The organism is Geodermatophilus saharensis, from assembly GCF_900188205.1.
Classification (GTDB): domain Bacteria; phylum Actinomycetota; class Actinomycetes; order Mycobacteriales; family Geodermatophilaceae; genus Geodermatophilus; species Geodermatophilus saharensis.
On the sequence record NZ_FZOH01000001.1, the window covers coordinates 410,570 to 426,691 of the forward strand.

A 16,122-nucleotide genomic window follows, 5' to 3' on the forward strand; every position below is an offset into this window, starting at 1 on the left:
TCCGCTCGGTCATCCTGGCGGCGTGCCCTACCCCGACAAGCTGCTCGCCGACGACGAGGAGGTCGTCGCCCACCTGCACCCGCACTGGACGACGCTGTTCTGGCCGGTCGTCCGCTTCCTGCTGGTCGTCGGCGCCGCCTCCTACCTCGCCGCGCTGGTCCCCGCGGGCCGGCAGCAGGGCGTGCTGCGGATGGTGCTGCTCGCCGTCGCGCTGGTCGTGCTCGCCGTCGCCGTCGTCCGGCCGGTGCTGCGCTGGCGCACCACCCACGTCGTGCTGACCACCCACCGGGTGCTGGTCCGGGAGGGCGTGCTGACCCGGCGCGGCCGCGACGTCGCGCTCTCCCGGGTCACCGACGTCTCCTGCCGCCGGACGCTGTGGGAGCGGGTCGTGCGCTCGGGCACGGTCACCGTGGAGTCCGCCGGCGACGGGCCGCCGCTGGTGCTGCGCCGGCTGCCCGACAGCGACGGGGTGCAGGCGCTGCTCGCCCAGCTCGTCGACGACGCGGACCCGTTCGGCGCGGTCGCGTCCGAGCAGCACGCACCCGACGGGGGCGGGGACCCGTGGGGCGACGTCCCGTCCGACGACGGCGGCGCGGACGCGAGCCGGGCGGGCGGCCGGTCCCGGCGGTCGTCGCGGCGGGCCGCCCGGTACGACGTCTCGCGGTACTGACCCGTCTGCTTGTCGACACCTGCCGGACCGGCGCCGGTTCTTCGTCGTGTCGTCGACTCAACGTGACTGCCTCCTCCACCTACCGTGATCGGGCCGTGACATCGGACCGGTCCCTCCCAGGGACAGGACGGGGGAGCTCCCATGCACTCGACGCAGCGACCGACCCGGCGTGCGGAGATCCGCGCGCTCACCGGTCTGCGGCTCGTGGCCGCCCTCTGGGTCGTCGCCTACCACCTGGGCACGGGACTGCAGTCCTCGGTCGGTCCGGCCGTCGAGCCGCTGATGCCGGTCGTGCGGGCCGGCTGGCTGGGCGTGGACCTGTTCTTCGTGCTCAGCGGTTTCGTCATGGCGCTGACCTACCTCGACACGATGGGGCCGCGCTTCGGCTGGCGGCGGTCGGGGGTCTTCCTCTGGGCGCGCCTGGCCCGGGTGTGGCCGCTGTGGGTGCTGCTGACCCTGCTGTTCAGCGGGTGGCTGCTGATCAGCGACCGCGGCCTGGCCGGCCCGCCCGGACACCAGCGGGTGGTCGAGCCGCTGGCGCTGCTCGAGCAGCTGTTCATGGTGCAGATGTGGCACCGCGACGAGGTCTGGGGCTCCACCTTCGTGCTCGCCGGCTGGTCGCTGTCGGTGGAGATGCTCGCCTACGTCTGCTTCCCGCTCCTGGTGCTGGTGCTCTGGCGGCTGCGGCGGCTGCCCGTGACGCTGCTGGCCGCGGGCTCGGTCGCGGCCATGGTCCCGCTCGCGTACCTCGCCTACCGGACCGGCGCCGAGCCCGAGGCGCTGCCGTGGACGCTGCGGATCGCCGGTGCCTTCGTCAGCGGGGGTCTGGTGTGCCTGGCCGTGCGCCGGCTGGAGGGCTCGTCGGCCGCGCTGCGCTGGAGCCCGCTGGTCGCCGCCCTCGCCGTCGCCCACGTCGTGTTCGTGTGCCTGTGGGCCGCCACCCGTGCCCAGCACCAGCCCGGGCACTACGCCGGCGTCGCCACGATGCTGTTCCCCGTCCTCGTCGGCGCGCTGGCGCTGGCCCCGCGCGGGCTGGCCACCCTGCTGTCCGGCGACACCGCGGTGCTCGGCGGGCGCATCTCCTTCGCCCTCTACCTCGTGCACGGCTGCGTCTTCGAGATCGCCGACGACGTCGCCCACTGGGTCCGGCCGCTCAACCCCGGCACGCCGCTGTGGGCGCTGGTGCAGCCCGGCCTCGTGCTCGCCTCGCTGCTGCTGGCCTGGGTGCTGTTCCGGTTCGTCGAGGAGCCGGCCCGCGGCTGGATGCGCCGGATCGGACCCTCCTCCGGTGCCCGCCGCGGCGACCGGCCGGTCGCCGCGGCGGGCACCGGAGGAGGCACCGTGGCCCTGCCGCTGCAGCGCCCCGTGGCCCGGCCGGTGGCGGCACCGCCGCACCCGCACCGGCGTCCGGCGACCGCGCCGCGGGCGGCCGCCGTCCGCGCCGCGGCGGTCGCCGCCCGCGACCTGCGCCCGCCGCTGGCCGACCGCCGGTCGGCCGTGGGCGGCTGACCGCCCGCGGCCGGGTGTGACCGACCGGTCACGGCGAGCCTGGCCGGTTCTGTCGGTCCCCCGACCTACCTTGCGCACCCATGCGGCTGCTGCACACCTCCGACTGGCACATCGGGCGGTCGCTGCACGGCGCCGACCTGCTCGCCGAGCAGGAGGCGGTGCTCTCCGGCCTGGCCCGCGTCGTGGCCGCCGAGGGGGTCGACGCGGTCGTGGTCGCCGGTGACGTGTACGACCGCGCGGTGCCCTCGGCCGACGCCACCGCGGTGCTCGACCGCGTGCTCACCCGGCTGCGGGCGGCCGGGGCCACGGTGGTCCTCACCCCGGGCAACCACGACTCCGCGCGCCGGCTGAACTTCGCCGCCGGCCTGCTCGCGGCCTCGGGCGTGCACGTGCGCGCCACCGTGGCCGGCCTCGACGAGCCGGTGCTGCTCACCGACGCGCACAGCGACGTCGCCGTCTACGGGCTGCCGTACCTGGAGCCGGAGATCGCCCGGCACGAGATGGGGGTGCGGGACGCGCGCAGCCACGAGGGCGTCCTGCGGGCGGCGATGGACCGGGTGCGCGCCGACCTGTTCCTCCGCCCGGGCACCCGCTCGGTGGTGCTGGCGCACGCCTTCGTCGGCGGCGGCGTGGCCAGCGACAGCGAGCGCGACATCTGCGTCGGCGGCGTCGACCTGGTGCCGGCGTCGGTGTTCGACGGCGTCGACTACGTGGCGCTGGGCCACCTGCACCGGCCGCAGTCGCTGTCGGAGCGGCTGCGCTACAGCGGCTCGCCGCTGCCCTACTCCTTCGGTGAGGCCGGGCAGGACAAGCAGGCCTGGCTGGTCGACCTCGACGCCGGCGGGCTGGCCGGCGTCCGGGCGGTCCCGCTGCCGCTGCCCCGGGCGCTGACGGTGCTCACCGGCACCCTCGAGGAGCTGCTGGCCGACCCGGCGCACGCCGCGGCCGAGGAGGCCTTCGTCTCCGCGCGGCTCACCGACGCCGTCCGCCCGGCCGACCCGATGCGCCGGCTGCGCACCCGCTTCGCCCACTGCGTGCACCTGGAGTGGTCCGGCGGCGGGCCCACCGACGGGCGCAGCTACCAGGAGCGGCTGCGCGGCCGCGGCGACCTCGACGTCGCCGGGGAGTTCGTCGGCCACGTCCGCGGCGGGGTGGGCGCCACCGCCGCCGAGCGCGCCCTGCTGGCCCGCGCGCTGGGCGCCGCGGCCCGCGAGGAGCTCGCCCGGTGAGGCTGCACGCCCTCACCCTCACCGCCTTCGGGCCCTTCGCCGGCACCGAGACCGTCGACGTCGACGACGTCGCCCGCGACGGGCTGTTCCTGCTGTGGGGCCCGACCGGGGCGGGCAAGACCACCCTCCTCGACGCCGTCGTCTTCGCCCTCTACGGCGTCGTGCCCGGCGCCCGCGGGGAGGCCCGCCGGCTGCGCAGCGACCACGCCGACCCCGCCACCCGCACCGAGGTCAGCTGCGAGCTCACCCTGGCCGGTGAGCGGCTGCTGGTGCAGCGCCGCCCCGAGCAGACCCGGCCGAAGAAGCGCGGGGCCGGCGAGACCACCGAGCAGGCGCGGCTGTTCGTGCAGCGCTGGACCGGCGAGGCGTGGGAGCCGGTCAGCACCCGCATCGACGAGGGCTCGGAGTACCTGCGGGTGCGCCTGGGCCTGTCGGCCGAGCAGTTCTGCCAGGTCGTGCTGCTGCCCCAGGGCGACTTCGCCCGGTTCCTGCGGGCCGAGCCCGAGGAACGGGCCAAGCTGCTGCGCACGCTGTTCGACGTCGACCGCTTCGCCCGCGCCGAGGAGTGGCTGGCCGGGGAGCGCCGGGCCGCCGAGGAGGCGCTGCGCGCCGACCGGCACCGGGTCAGCACGCTGCTGCACCGGGTGGCCCAGATCGCCGACACCGAGGTGCCCGAGGACCTCGCCCCCGAGCTGGTCGGCGCCCGCCCGGGCGCCTCGGTCGGCGCCTGGGTGCAGCAGGTCCGCACCCGGGCGGCGGAGCGGCTGACGGCCGCGCGGGCCGCCGCGGGCGACGCCGCCGCGCGGAGCGCCCGGGCCGACGCCGAGCTCGCCGCCGCCCGCACGCTCGCCGACCGGCACACCCGGCGCGGCCGGGCCCGTGCCGCCCTCGAGGAGCTCACCGCCCGCGAGGGGCAGCTGGCGCCGCTGCGGGCCCGCGCCGACGCCGGCCGCCGCGCCGAGGTGCTCCGCGACGTGCTGGAGGCCGCCGACCACACCGCCGGCGCCGCCGCGGAGGCGGCCGCGGCCCGCGCGGCCGCCGAGGCCGCCTGGGCCGCCGCCGGCTCCGGCCGCGAGGCCACGGCGGAGACGGCGCGGGAGCTGCGCGACACCGCCGCGCACGCCCGTGCAGTGCTGCCCGAGGCCGGGCGCGCCCGCGAGCTCGCCGCCGACGCCGTCGCGCTGGCCCGGGAGGTGCAGCGGCTGACCGCCGCCTGCGCCGACGGGGGGCGCGCGGCCGAGGAGGAGCCGGCGCGGGTGACCGCGGCCCAGGCCCGCCTCGACGCCGCGCAGGCCGCCGCCGCGCGCCTGCCCGGCCTGGCCGCCGCGGAGGAGGCCGCCCGCACCGCGCTGGACGCCGCCACCCGCGCCGCCGCGCTCGCCGGCCGGCTCGACCGCGCGCGCACCGACGCCGACACCGCCCGGCTGGCCTGGCTGCAGAGCCGGGAGCGGCTGGTCGAGGTGCGCACCGCGCGGCTCGACGGCATGGCCGCCGAGCTCGCCGCCGGGCTGCGCGAGGGCGCCGACTGCCCGGTGTGCGGTTCGACCGAGCACCCGCGCCCCGCCGTCCCGGCCGGTGCGGCGGTCACCGCCGACGACGAGGAGCGGGCCCGCGCCGCCGTCGACGCCGCCGACGAGCGCCGCACCGCGGCCGCCGCCGTCGTGGAGCGCCAGGAGCGCGAGCTCGCCGTGCTGCGCGCCCGGGCCGGCGACGAGCCGGCCGAGGAGCTCGCCGCCCGCGCCGCGGCCACCCGGGCCGAGCTGCAGGAGGTGTCGGCGCTGGCCGGGGGCGTCGAGGCCGCCCGCCGCGCGCTGGCCGCGGCCGAGCAGCGCCGCGACGCGACGCTCGCGGCCCTGGCCGCCGACCGGGAGGCGCTGCAGCGGCGCACCGCCGAGCAGGCCGCCGCCGACCGGGCCGCCGCCGAGGCCACCGCCCGCGTCGACGCCGCCCGGGGGGAGGACGCCGACCTGCCCGCCCGCATCGCCCGGCTGACCGCGGCGGCGCAGCGCTGCGAGGCCGTCGTCGCCGCGGGAGCCGAGGAGGCCCGCGCCCTGGACGCGGCCGTCGCCGCACGCACCGCGGCCGGGGAGCGCGCCACGGCGGCCGGGTTCGCCGGCGCGGCCGCCGCCCGCGCCGCACTGCTGCCTCCCGGCGAGCTGGCCGCGCTCGACCGGCGGCTGCACGAGCACGACGCCGCCCGCTCGGTGCTGGCCGCCACGCTCGCCGACCCCGACCTGGCCGACCTCGGCGAGCGGCCCGACGTCGCGGGGCTGGAGGAGCGCTGCGCCGCGGTCACCGTCCGCCGCGAGGAGGCGGTGACCGCGCTGGACCAGGCCCGCCGCTGCGCCGCCGCGCTCGACGGGCTGGCCGGTGACGTCCTCGCCGCGGAGGAGGAGCTCGCCGAGCGCCGGGCCCGCGCCGACCAGGTCGGCGGGCTGGCCGACCTGGTGGGGGGCCGCGGCGCCAACGCGCTGCGGATGCGGCTGCAGTCGTTCGTGCTGGCCGCCCGGCTCGAGCAGGTGGCCGAGGTGGCCAGCCGCCGGCTGCAGGAGATGTCGCGAGGGCGCTACACCTTCCTGCACAGCGACGCCCTGGGCCGGCACGGCGCCCGCGGCGGCCTGGGCCTCGACGTGCTCGACGAGTACACCGGCACCCGCCGGCCCACCAAGACCCTCTCCGGCGGGGAGAGCTTCATGGCCTCCCTCGCGCTGGCGCTGGGGCTCGCCGACGTCGTCACGGCCGAGGCCGGCGGCGTGCAGATGGACACGCTCTTCGTCGACGAGGGCTTCGGCACCCTCGACGCCCAGGCGCTCGACGCGGTGATGACCGTGCTCGACGAGCTGCGCCGCGGCGGCCGCACGGTGGGCGTGATCAGCCACCTCGAGGAACTGCGCACCCGCATCCCCACGCGGCTGGAGGTGGTGGCCGGGCGGTCCGGCTCCCGCCTGGCCTCCTGACCGCCCGAGTGGGTCCCCCCGTGCCGGGGAGGGGCCGCGTGGGACACCGGTGACGCGCGGGGGACGTGGGACCACCCGTCCGGAGAGTCGAGACGTAGGTACCGGTAGTACCCGACCGGCCACCTAGCGTCACTGCCATGTCCCTCCCCGGAGCCGAGCCGGACCGCCCGGCCGGCGTCCGGGCGGACGCCTCGGGTCTGGCCCTGACCCCGGACGGGTCCGGGTGCCTGCCGGCCGTCGTCGAGGTCCTGCTCGAGGGCTACCGGACGGTGTCCTTCCGCACCGACGCCGGGACCTCCCGCGAGGACGGCAGCGTGGAGTTCGCCTGGCCCCCGGCGCTCGCCGAGCGTCTCTCGGGGCGGGCCACGGTCGTGGTCCGGGACGCCGCACGCGCGGACGTCCTCGCCTCCGGGGAGGCCCGCTTCGGCGCCGACCCCGCCCGGCTGGACCTGCGCGACGGACAGCGGCGCTGGCTGTCGGTCAACAAGTGGGGGCGCCTCGCCCCCGGCTTCGACGGGATCGACCCGGTGGCTCGCCGGGCTCTGCAGGACCGCCTGCTCGACCGCCTCGACGCCGTGCGTGGCGTGCTGGAGGAGGCCGGGCTGCGGCCGTTCGTCTGCTACGGGACGCTGCTCGGCGCCGTGCGCGACGGGGACCTCATCCCGCACGACGACGACGCCGACCTGGCCTACGTGTCCCGCCACGACCACCCCGCCGACGTCGTCCGGGAGAACCTCGCGCTCGAGCGGCTGCTGCGCGACCGCGGCTACCCGGTGGTCCGCCACAGCGGGGGCCACCTGCAGCTGGTCTTCGAGGACGGGGACGGCGGCCAGGACCACTACCTCGACGTCTTCACCGCCTTCGAGGTCGGGGACCGGACCTACCTCTGCTTCCAGGTCGGCGCCGACGGCCTGGACCTCCGCACGCTGTCGGAGGTCACCCTCCGCGGGCGGCGCCAGCCCGCCCCGGCGGCCGCCGAGCAGCTGCTGGCCGAGACCTACGGGCCGGGCTGGCGCACGCCGGACCCGTCGTTCACCTTCACCACTCCGCACGCCGTGCGGTCGCGACTACGGACATGGATCGGGGAGTTCAACATGGCCCGCGAGTACTGGCAGGACTTCTACTCCAGCACCGACGTCGGCCGGGTCCCGGCCGCGGAGTCGGACTTCGCCCGCTGGGTCGACGAGCGGCTGCCCGCCGGCGCCGCCGTCCTGGACGTGGGCACCGGCACGGCCCGCGACGCCCGCTTCTTCGCCCGGTCCGGGCGCACCGTGCACGCGGTCGACTACTCCGCGGCCGCGGTCGAGCGGGGTCGGGCCATGGCCGCCGCCGAGGGCTGGGACGCGGGCTTCGAGGTCGTCAACCTCGCCGACCTGCACCAGGTCGGCGGCCTGGCCGCGGGCCTGGACCCCTCCGCCGGCTGGCACCTCTACGCCCGCTTCCTCGTCCACGCCATCGACGACGAGGCGCGGGCCAACCTGTGGGTCCTCGCCTCGGCCGTCGCCCGCCGCGGCGGCGAGTGCTGGTTCGAGTTCCGCACGAACCGCGACGAGCAGGCCGAGCACGTGTTCGGCGAGCACTTCCGGCGCTACCTCGACCCCGCGCAGGTGGTCATCGAGGCCAAGGAGCGCGACCTGCAGGTGCTCGACGCGGTCGAGGGCCGGGGCCTGGCCGTCTACGGCGACGAGGACCCGTGGGTCGCCCGGCTGCGCCTGGGAGCGGTGTGATGCCGGCCCGCAGGCTGGCCGGCGCGGTGCTGCGCCGGGTCGCTCCCCGGACGGTGCGCGCCCTGGAGACGGTGCCCGTCCTCGAGCGGCGCCTCGGCGAGACCGAGGCCGCGCTCGCCGAGCTCCGCGAGCAGCTCGCGGTGCGCTCCCGGCAGGTCGAGGACCTGCAGCGGTGGCGGCACGAGGCCGAGGCGGGTCTGGACGAGTCGCGCCGGCTGTCGCTGCGCGTGGCCCAGATGACCGACCTGGTGTTCGACCGGCTGCTGACCTCCTCGGGCGGCGCCGCCGGGCGGTGAGCCCCGCCGGGGAGGTCAGCTCCCCGGGTCCTCGGGGCGCAGACCCGGTGCGAGCTCGTCGATGCGCTGCAGCAGGCGGTCGAGCCGGTCGCCGCACAGCGCGGTGATCCGGTCGATCGTCCGCGTCAGGTCGGCGACGTCGAGCGGGTGCTCGGCCACCCCGGCGTTCGACCAGACCGGGCGCATGCCGCCGGGCCCGTCGACGGCGTCCTCCCAGACGGTGTGCACCACGGCGGTGCGCACCGCGTACAGCTTGCGCACCTGGTGGGTCCACTCCAGGACGTCGTCGTCGAGCCGACGTCGTCGTTGAGCCGCCGGTCGCGCACCCGCAGCGGCATGAGGTTGCGGATGAGGCGCACGAGCGCGTCCAGCTCCAGCGGCAGCAGGTAGGGCGCGCTGACCCGGTCGGTGCCCGACAGGGCCGGGGCGAGCCGGGAGACCGCCCGCTCGGCCGTCGCCGCGGCCGCGACCAGCCGGCCGACCGTGGCGTCCCACGGCGGTGCCCGCACCGCCGTCACGCCGCGGCTCCCGCCGTCCGCGGGGGCCGCCGGTGCCGGGGGAGCGGTGCGCGCACGCGGTCGGTCTGCCGGGCCCGGGTGCCGCTGCCGGTCAGCGGGTGAGCACGCCGACGGCCGCGTCGGGGGCCACCGGCGCCGGTGCCGCCGGGAAGACCCACGCGCGGTAGGCGACGAAGCGGATCACCGTGCCGACCACGATCGAGAACACGTTGGTGGCCAGGAGCACCACCGAGCTCTCCTGGCCGAGGCCGTGGTGCACCAGCGCGACGATCCCCAGGCCGATCAGGAGGGTCACCGCGTTGACCGCCGCGAAGGCCAGGTACTCGCGGCGCAGTCCCGTCCGGGCCCGCGTGGAGAACGACCACCACCGGTGACCGGCGAACGCCGTCGACGTGGACACCACGGTCGAGACCAGCTTGGCGACCACCGCGTCGGCGCCGACGCCGGCGTACACCGCCTGGAACACCGCGAGGTCGACCACGAAGGAGGCGGCGCCGACGACGCCGAACGCCGACAGCTCCCGCACCAGGACCCGCCAGGAGCCGCGCACCCGGTCGGCGAGCGCTCCCCGCCCAGGTCCTCCCCCCGCCGTCGGCACGGCGACGATCGTACGGGCCCGGGCGTGCTGGCCCGGCGATCGGCGCGGTGGACGGGATACTCGGTCGCCGTGCGCACCAGCCCGCGGTCGACGCCCGTCCCCCGCCGCGGAGCGCGGTGGGCCGCCTGCCTGGCCGCGGTGGTCCTCGCCGGCGTGGTCGGCTGCGGCGACGGCGGCGCACCCGCGCCGGCCGGTCCTCCGGAGCCGGTCGGCTTCGCCGTCGTCGGGGACTCGATCACCGCCGGCCTGGACGCGCCGGTCGAGGGCACGCGGGTGCGCGGGACCGGCTCGTGGGTGCCGGCCGCCGAGGTGGCGCCGCTGGAGTTCCGCGGCGGCTGGGCCGTGCCCGGCGCCCGCACCGCCGACATGCGCGCGGGCGTGCGGCCGGTCGAGGCCGACGTGCTGGTCGTGCTCGCCGGGACCAACGACGTCCTGGGCGGGGTCCCCTGGGAGCGGACCCGGGAGGACCTGCTGGCGGCGGTGGGGGCCGCCGGGGTGGCGCAGGTGGTCCTGCTCGCCGTCCCGCCGCTCGACGTCGCCCCGCAGGCCCGCGAGGACCTCAACGCCCACCTGGCCGCGCTCGCCCGGGAGCGGGGCTGGACGTCGGTCGACCCGTGGACCGACGTCGCCACCGACCGCGGCACCTTCACCGCCGGCGCCTCGGCCGACGGCGTGCACCCGACCCAGCCGGTCGCCGACCTCGTCGGGACGCGGGTCCGGACGGCGCTGCTGGACCTGGCCGGGGACTGACCCCCGGGCCCTGTCCGGGCTAGCCTCCCCCTGCCATGGCCGACACCCCGCAGCCGACCGCTCCCGCCACCACCGACCCCCGCACCGGGCTGCCGGTCGTGGCGATGGTCGGCGGGGGTCAGCTGGCCCGGATGACCCACCAGGCCGCCATCGCCCTCGGCCAGTCGCTGCGGGTGCTGGCCACCGGCCCCGACGAGTCCGCGGCGCTGGTCGCCGCCGACGTCCGGCTGGGCGACCACCGCGACCTCGGCGCGCTGCGCGCCCTGGCCGACGGCGCCACCGTGGTCACCTTCGACCACGAGCACGTGCCGACCGAGCACCTGCGCGCCCTGGCCGCCGACGGCGTCCGCGTCGCCCCCGGCCCCGACGCGCTGGTGCACGCCCAGGACAAGCTGGTGCTGCGCCGGGCGCTGGACGCGGCGGGGGAGCCGCAGCCGCCGTGGGCCGAGGCGCACACGGTGCACGCGGTCGCCGCCTTCGCCGAGGAGGTCGGCTGGCCGGTGGTCCTCAAGACCCCGCGCGGGGGGTACGACGGCCGCGGCGTGTTCGTCGTCCACGGGCCCGACCAGGTGGCCGAGCTGCTCGAGCGGCACGGGACCCTGCTGGTCGAGGAGCGGGTGCCGCTGGTGCGCGAGCTCGCCGTGCTGGTGGCCCGCTCCCCGTTCGGGCAGGTCGCCGTCTGGCCGGTCGTGGAGACCGTCCAGCGCGACGGCGTCTGCGTCGAGGTGCTCGCCCCCGCCCCCGGCCTCGACGAGGCGACCGCACTGGCCGCGCAGGAACTCGCCGTGCGCGTCGCCGACCGGGTGGGCGTCGTCGGCGTCATGGCCGTCGAGCTGTTCCGGACCGCCGACGGCGTACTGGTCAACGAGCTGGCCATGCGCCCGCACAACTCCGGGCACTGGACGATCGAGGGAGCCCGCACCAGCCAGTTCGAGCAGCACCTGCGGGCCGTCCTCGACTACCCGCTGGGCTCGACGGCGATGGTCGCGCCGGCCGTGGTCATGGCCAACGTGCTCGGCGGGGCGGCCTCGGCGCCCGACTGGGACGGCCCCGGCCTCGACGAGCGGGTGCACCACCTGATGGCGCACTGGCCCGACGTCAAGCTGCACTGGTACGGCAAGGGTCAGCGCCCCGGCCGCAAGCTCGGCCACGTCACCGCGACCGGGCCCGACCTCGCCGCGGTCCGCGCCCGCGCCGTCGCCGCCGCCCGCTACCTCGCCGACGGCGTCGTCGACCCCGCCTTCGCCTTCCCCGAGGAGCACTGAGTGGGCGAGCCCGTCGCCCCCGCGCCCCGGGTGGGCGTCGTCATGGGCAGCGACTCCGACTGGCCGACCATGGAGCCGGCCGCGCAGGCCCTCGCCGAGTTCGGCGTCCCCTACGAGGTGCACGTGCTGTCCGCGCACCGCACGCCGCAGCGGATGCTCGACTACGCCACCAGCGCCGTCGGCCGCGGCCTGCGGGTCCTCGTCGCCGGGGCCGGGGGAGCGGCCCACCTGCCCGGCATGCTCGCCGCCGCCACCCCGCTGCCGGTCATCGGCGTGCCCCGCCCGCTGGACCGCCTCGACGGCCTCGACAGCCTGCTGTCGATCGTGCAGATGCCGGCGGGGGTGCCGGTCGCCACGGTGTCGATCGGCGGCGGCCGCAACGCCGGCCTGCTCGCCGTGCGGATCCTCGCCGCCGCCGACCCCCAGCTGCGGGCCGCGGTCCAGCGGTTCCAGGCCGACCTCGCCGAGACCGTGGTGGCCCGCGACGCCGCGCTGCGGGCCCGCCTCACCGGGCCGGGTGAGACGAGCCGGGGGACTGCTGGGACGTCCTAGCATCTACCCGTGAGCACGAGCGGGCTGTACCAGCTGACCGAGGAGCACGACGCGATCCGGGCCGCCGTCCGGGACATCGCCGAGCGGGAGATCGCGCCGTACGCGGCGGAGGTGGATGCGGAGTCGCGCTACCCGATCGAGGCGCAGAAGGCGCTGACGGCGGCCGGCTTCCACGCCACCCACATCCCGGAGCAGTACGGCGGCGAGGGCGCCGACGCGATCGCCACCTGCATCGTCATCGAGGAGGTCGCGCGGGTCGACGTCTCGGCCTCGCTCATCCCCGCGGTCAACAAGCTCGGCTCGATGCCGGTCGTCCTCTCGGCGTCGGAGGACCTCAAGCAGAGGGTGCTGGCCCCGATCGCCGCCGGCGACGCGATGATCAGCTACGGGCTGTCCGAGCGGGAGGCCGGCTCCGACGCCGCCTCGATGAAGACCCGCGCCCGCCGAGACGGCGACACCTGGGTGCTCAACGGCACCAAGGCCTGGATCACCAACGCCGGCGTCTCCGAGTGGTACACGGTCATGGCCGTCACCGACCCGGAGAAGCGGGCCAACGGCATCTCCGCCTTCGCCGTCCACCGCGACGACCCGGGCTTCGCCGTGGGCCCCAAGGAGCGGAAGATGGGCATCAAGGGCTCGCCCACCTGCGAGCTCTACTTCACCGACTGCACCATCCCGGCCGACCGGGTCATCGGCGAGCCCGGCACCGGCTTCAAGACCGCGCTGCGGACGCTGGACTTCACCCGCCCGACCATCGGCGCGCAGGCCGTCGGCATCGCCCAGGGCGCGCTCGACGCCGCCGTCGAGTACACCCGCGAGCGCAAGCAGTTCGGCCGGGCGGTCAGCGACTTCCAGGGCGTGCAGTTCATGCTCGCCGACATGGCCATGCAGATCGAGGCCGCCCGCCACCTGGTCTACGTCGCCGCCGCCCGCGGCGAGGCCGCCCACGACGGCGGCAAGGCCGACCCCGACCTCGGCCGGCTGTGCGCCGCGGCCAAGGCGTTCGCCTCCGACGTCGCCATGAAGGTCACCACCGACGCCGTCCAGCTCTTCGGCGGCGCCGGCTACACGCAGGACTTCCCGGTCGAGCGCATGATGCGCGACGCCAAGATCACCCAGATCTACGAGGGCACCAACCAGATCCAGCGCATGGTGATCGCGCGGAGTCTCCTGAGGTAGGACGTCGACCGGCGTCCTCGCAGGTCATGGCCATGCCAGGCCGCTGCGAGGGCGCCGGTCGCCGGTGCGGGAGTGGCGAGTCCCGTCGGATCGGCCTCGATCGTGCGGATCGGTGTCCATCAGAGGCTGGATCCGCAGCTTCCCCTCGGCCGGCAGTCGCTGCACCGCGTCCACGTGGGCCGCTGTGTCCGGTGCGGTCGTGTCGGCGGTCATGACAGGCCTCCTCCTCCCGGGCGGCGGCCCGGGGGACGTCGGCGCGTCGGGTCGACCTGGCCCGGCGCGGCGGCCGTGACGGAAGGTCGCTGGGCGGCCGCATCCGCAGCATGTGCACGACCGCTGTCGCGGTGCTGTCCGTTCCCTTGCTGGGTGGTGCTGTCAGCGCTGAGCCGCGACTCCGTCCAGTTCACCGGCGACGGCATCGGGCCGGGACGCGCCGGCGGTGGACTCCACGTCGAACTCCTGGTCACCGAGCTGCGCGCGAGCGCGGCGCTCGGCCCGTTCGGCGTCGGCCCGTTCCAGTCGCGATGCGGGGCGATGCCGCCTCTGCCGCCAGGCGGCCGCGGCGCCCACCAGGCCCTCCAGCGCGGCGGCGTGCCCGGGAGTGGTCTGCCACGCCCGGCGGTGGGAGATCCCGGCGCTGGTCAGGTCACCGTCGGCCTCGGCGAGGTGGCCCAGGCCGACCACAGCGGCGGCGGTCCACTCCGGCTCGGGCGCCCCCGGCCAGCAGCTGCTGCGCGAAGGTCAGCCGCTCCCGGGCGGTTGCGGCGGCACCGCGCTCGCGGGCCAGCAGCCCTTCGCCGACCGCGGCCCGCGGGTCGCCCTCGGCGCCGAGCCGGCGGGCGACCGCGTGGGACCCGGCGAACAGCTGCCCCGCCCGGTCGGCGTCGCCGAGCAGCAGGGTGACGTGCCCGGCGCCGGCGAGGGCGTACTGGACGGTGTTGGCCGGGCCGACGCCGCGGACGCTGGCGAGTGCCCCGTCGTACATCTCCAGGGCCTGCTCGAGGCGGCCGGCGCGGTGCAGGGCCATGCCGAGGAAGCCGCTCACCTGGTCGCCGTCGTCGGCGTCCCCGTGAGGGCCTGGGCAGCACCAGCGCCATCCGAGGCGAGATGCGCACCGGCGCACGCACGCGCGGGCTCGGCGGACCTGGTCAGCCCGGCCGGACGAATCCGTCTGCTGCTTGCGGAATGTACCCCGAGGGGGTATCACTTGTACCGGATACCGCTAGGGGGTACCCAGACGCGAGAGGAGAGGTGTCGTGACGAGCACCGAGTACACCGTCCGAGGGATGACCTGTGGGCACTGCGCCGGCGCGGTGACCGAGGAGGTCACCAGGATCCCGGGCGTCACCGACGTCGACGTCGACGTGGCCGGCGGTCGCGTCACCGTCCGCAGCAGCGGTCCCCTGCCCGACGACGCGGTGGCTGCCGCCGTCGACGAGGCGGGCTACGAGGTCGTCACCGGCTGACCGGCATCCCCGGCGGGGCGCCGGCTGCCCGGTGCCCCGCCTCCCGCTCCGTCCCACCTCACGAGGAGACCGACAGACATGGCCGGCTACAGCCACGACAAGGACGAGCACCTCAAGCGGCTGCGCCGCATCGAGGGCCAGATCCGCGGCCTGCAGCGCATGGTCGAGGACGACAAGTACTGCATCGACATCCTGACCCAGGTGTCGGCGGCGACCCGCGCCCTGCAGTCGTTCTCCCTCGGCCTGCTCGACGAGCACCTGGCCGGCTGCGTGGTCGACGCCGCGCAGAAGGGCGGCCCGGAGGCCGACGCGAAGGTCCGCGAGGCCTCCGAGGCGATCGCCCGCCTCGTCCGCTCCTGACCCGGAGGACCTGCGATGAACACCCCCGCCAAGCTCGGCGCCTACACGCTCGCGCTGGTCGCCGTCTTCGGCGCGGCCGCCGGCCTCGGTTCGGTGGTCGGCCCCGTCGGCGCGGCCGCCGACGACACCGCCGGCCACGACACCGCTCCCCACGGCGAGACGCCCGCGGAGTCCCCGATGGACACCAGCGCACAGGCATCCGCCGCCGGCACCCACCTGCCCGGTGGCCTGCAGGTCTCCGAGAACGGCTACACCCTCGACGCCGCCGGCTCCCTGCCGGCCGGCGCGGCCACCCCGGTGTCCTTCCGGGTCCTCGGCCCCGACGGGCAGCCGGTGACCGCCTACGACGCCGCCCACGACGAGGACCTGCACCTGATCGCCGTGCGCCGGGACCTCACCGGCTACCAGCACGTCCACCCCGGGCTGGCCCCCGACGGCACCTGGTCGATCCCGCTGGAGCTGACCGCCGGTGAGTGGCGGCTGTTCGCCGACTTCGACCCCGCCGGCCCCGACGAGCCGCTCGTCCTGGGCGCCGACGTCGCCGTCGCCGGTGACCACACCCCGCGGCCGCTGCCCGAGCCCTCGCCCACGGCCGAGGTCGACGGGTACACCGTCACCCTCGACGGCGAGCTGGTCCCGGGGCAGGAGTCGGAGCTGACCCTGTCGGTCAGCCGGGACGGGCAGCCGGTCACCGACCTGCAGCCCTACCTGGCCGCCTACGGGCACCTGGTCGCCCTGCGCGACGGCGACCTGGCCTACCTGCACGTGCACCCGGCCGGTGAGCCCGGTGACGGCACCACAGCGCCCGGCCCGGACGTCGCCTTCTCCGCCACCGCCCCCTCGGTCGGGGACTACCGGCTGTTCCTGGACTTCCGGCACGGCGACGTCGTGCGCACCGCCGAGTTCACCGTCCGCGCCGGCGACACCGTCGCGCCCGCCACCGGCACCGGCAGCACGGTGACCTCGGGCCCGGCCGACGGCGGCCACGTCGACGACGGGCACGGCCACGGCTGAGGCGACGCACGTCCGATCCCATCCCCAGCACC

General features: G+C 77.1%; 17 protein-coding genes. 13 read left to right on the top strand and 4 right to left on the bottom strand.

The window, feature by feature from the left end:
• Nucleotides 1-22 precede the first annotated feature (22 nt).
• The 6 genes from CHC04_RS02020 (at nucleotide 23) to CHC04_RS02045 (ending at nucleotide 8,388) form a co-directional block, all read left to right on the top strand.
• Nucleotides 23-670: a PH domain-containing protein gene (locus CHC04_RS02020; protein ID WP_089402210.1), complete on the top strand. Its 648-nt coding sequence runs from the start codon at nucleotides 23-25 to the stop codon at nucleotides 668-670.
• Nucleotides 671-811: 141 nt separating this feature from the next.
• On the top strand, nucleotides 812-2,179 hold the full coding sequence (locus CHC04_RS02025) for an acyltransferase family protein (protein WP_089402211.1): 1,368 nt from the start codon (nucleotides 812-814) through the stop codon (nucleotides 2,177-2,179).
• 80 nt (nucleotides 2,180-2,259) lie between these two features.
• On the top strand, nucleotides 2,260-3,408 hold the full coding sequence (locus CHC04_RS02030; RefSeq protein ID WP_089402212.1) for an exonuclease SbcCD subunit D: 1,149 nt from the start codon (nucleotides 2,260-2,262) through the stop codon (nucleotides 3,406-3,408).
• Nucleotides 3,405-6,365: an AAA family ATPase gene (locus CHC04_RS02035; RefSeq protein ID WP_089402213.1), complete on the top strand. Its 2,961-nt coding sequence runs from the start codon at nucleotides 3,405-3,407 to the stop codon at nucleotides 6,363-6,365. Before CHC04_RS02030 ends, CHC04_RS02035 begins: the two co-directional genes overlap by 4 nt.
• Before the next feature lie 137 nt (nucleotides 6,366-6,502).
• Entirely contained in the window at nucleotides 6,503-8,092 is a 1,590-nt protein-coding gene (locus CHC04_RS02040; RefSeq protein ID WP_089402214.1) for a class I SAM-dependent methyltransferase, read from the top strand.
• Complete coding sequence (locus CHC04_RS02045) at nucleotides 8,092-8,388, top strand: hypothetical protein (RefSeq protein ID WP_141233669.1); 297 nt, start codon at nucleotides 8,092-8,094, stop codon at nucleotides 8,386-8,388. The genes CHC04_RS02040 and CHC04_RS02045 overlap by 1 nt, the downstream gene beginning before the upstream one ends.
• 15 nt (nucleotides 8,389-8,403) lie before the next feature.
• Here CHC04_RS02045 and CHC04_RS02050 read toward each other — a convergent pair whose 3' ends face one another.
• Nucleotides 8,404-8,649, bottom strand: a complete 246-nt coding sequence (locus CHC04_RS02050; RefSeq protein WP_089402216.1) for a hypothetical protein — start codon at nucleotides 8,647-8,649, stop codon at nucleotides 8,404-8,406.
• A gap of 348 nt (nucleotides 8,650-8,997) precedes the next feature.
• Nucleotides 8,998-9,504 (bottom strand): GtrA family protein, encoded by a 507-nt coding sequence (locus tag CHC04_RS02055; RefSeq protein WP_245816916.1) that lies wholly within the window; start codon nucleotides 9,502-9,504, stop codon nucleotides 8,998-9,000.
• Between the two features lie 69 nt (nucleotides 9,505-9,573).
• On the opposite strand from CHC04_RS02055, the gene CHC04_RS02060 reads away from it, so the two are divergent.
• The 4 genes from CHC04_RS02060 to CHC04_RS02075 are packed head-to-tail and all read left to right on the top strand — an operon-like array spanning nucleotide 9,574 to nucleotide 13,250.
• Complete coding sequence (locus tag CHC04_RS02060) at nucleotides 9,574-10,254, top strand: SGNH/GDSL hydrolase family protein (protein WP_176449795.1); 681 nt, start codon at nucleotides 9,574-9,576, stop codon at nucleotides 10,252-10,254.
• A 35-nt stretch (nucleotides 10,255-10,289) separates the two neighbouring features.
• Nucleotides 10,290-11,519, top strand: coding sequence for a 5-(carboxyamino)imidazole ribonucleotide synthase (locus CHC04_RS02065; protein WP_089402219.1), 1,230 nt, complete (start codon nucleotides 10,290-10,292; stop codon nucleotides 11,517-11,519).
• Nucleotides 11,520-12,071, top strand: a complete 552-nt coding sequence (purE, locus tag CHC04_RS02070) for a 5-(carboxyamino)imidazole ribonucleotide mutase (protein WP_245816917.1) — start codon at nucleotides 11,520-11,522, stop codon at nucleotides 12,069-12,071.
• Nucleotides 12,072-12,080: 9 nt separating this feature from the next.
• The gene (locus tag CHC04_RS02075) at nucleotides 12,081-13,250 is read left to right on the top strand and encodes an acyl-CoA dehydrogenase family protein (RefSeq protein WP_089402220.1); all 1,170 of its coding nucleotides are present in this window, start codon (nucleotides 12,081-12,083) and stop codon (nucleotides 13,248-13,250) included.
• 375 nt (nucleotides 13,251-13,625) lie between these two features.
• Here the strand turns inward: CHC04_RS02075 and CHC04_RS02080 are convergent, their stop codons facing one another.
• Nucleotides 13,626-13,934 carry a hypothetical protein gene (locus CHC04_RS02080; protein WP_089402221.1) on the bottom strand — a complete coding sequence of 103 codons (309 nt, stop codon included), beginning with the start codon at nucleotides 13,932-13,934 and terminating at the stop codon, nucleotides 13,626-13,628.
• A complete protein-coding gene (locus tag CHC04_RS02085) occupies nucleotides 13,897-14,295 on the bottom strand; it encodes a hypothetical protein (protein WP_089402222.1) in 399 nt (132 codons plus the stop codon). The genes CHC04_RS02080 and CHC04_RS02085 overlap by 38 nt, the downstream gene beginning before the upstream one ends.
• A 211-nt stretch (nucleotides 14,296-14,506) precedes the next feature.
• Between CHC04_RS02085 and CHC04_RS02090 the strand changes: the two genes are divergently transcribed.
• From CHC04_RS02090 to CHC04_RS02100, 3 genes are all read left to right on the top strand, one after another.
• Nucleotides 14,507-14,716 carry a heavy-metal-associated domain-containing protein gene (locus CHC04_RS02090; RefSeq protein ID WP_217897127.1) on the top strand — a complete coding sequence of 70 codons (210 nt, stop codon included), beginning with the start codon at nucleotides 14,507-14,509 and terminating at the stop codon, nucleotides 14,714-14,716.
• Nucleotides 14,717-14,794: 78 nt separating this feature from the next.
• Nucleotides 14,795-15,076, top strand: a complete 282-nt coding sequence (locus tag CHC04_RS02095) for a metal-sensitive transcriptional regulator (RefSeq protein WP_089402223.1) — start codon at nucleotides 14,795-14,797, stop codon at nucleotides 15,074-15,076.
• A 15-nt stretch (nucleotides 15,077-15,091) separates the two neighbouring features.
• Entirely contained in the window at nucleotides 15,092-16,090 is a 999-nt protein-coding gene (locus CHC04_RS02100; protein ID WP_089402224.1) for a hypothetical protein, read from the top strand.
• The last annotated feature ends 32 nt before the right edge of the window (nucleotides 16,091-16,122 follow it).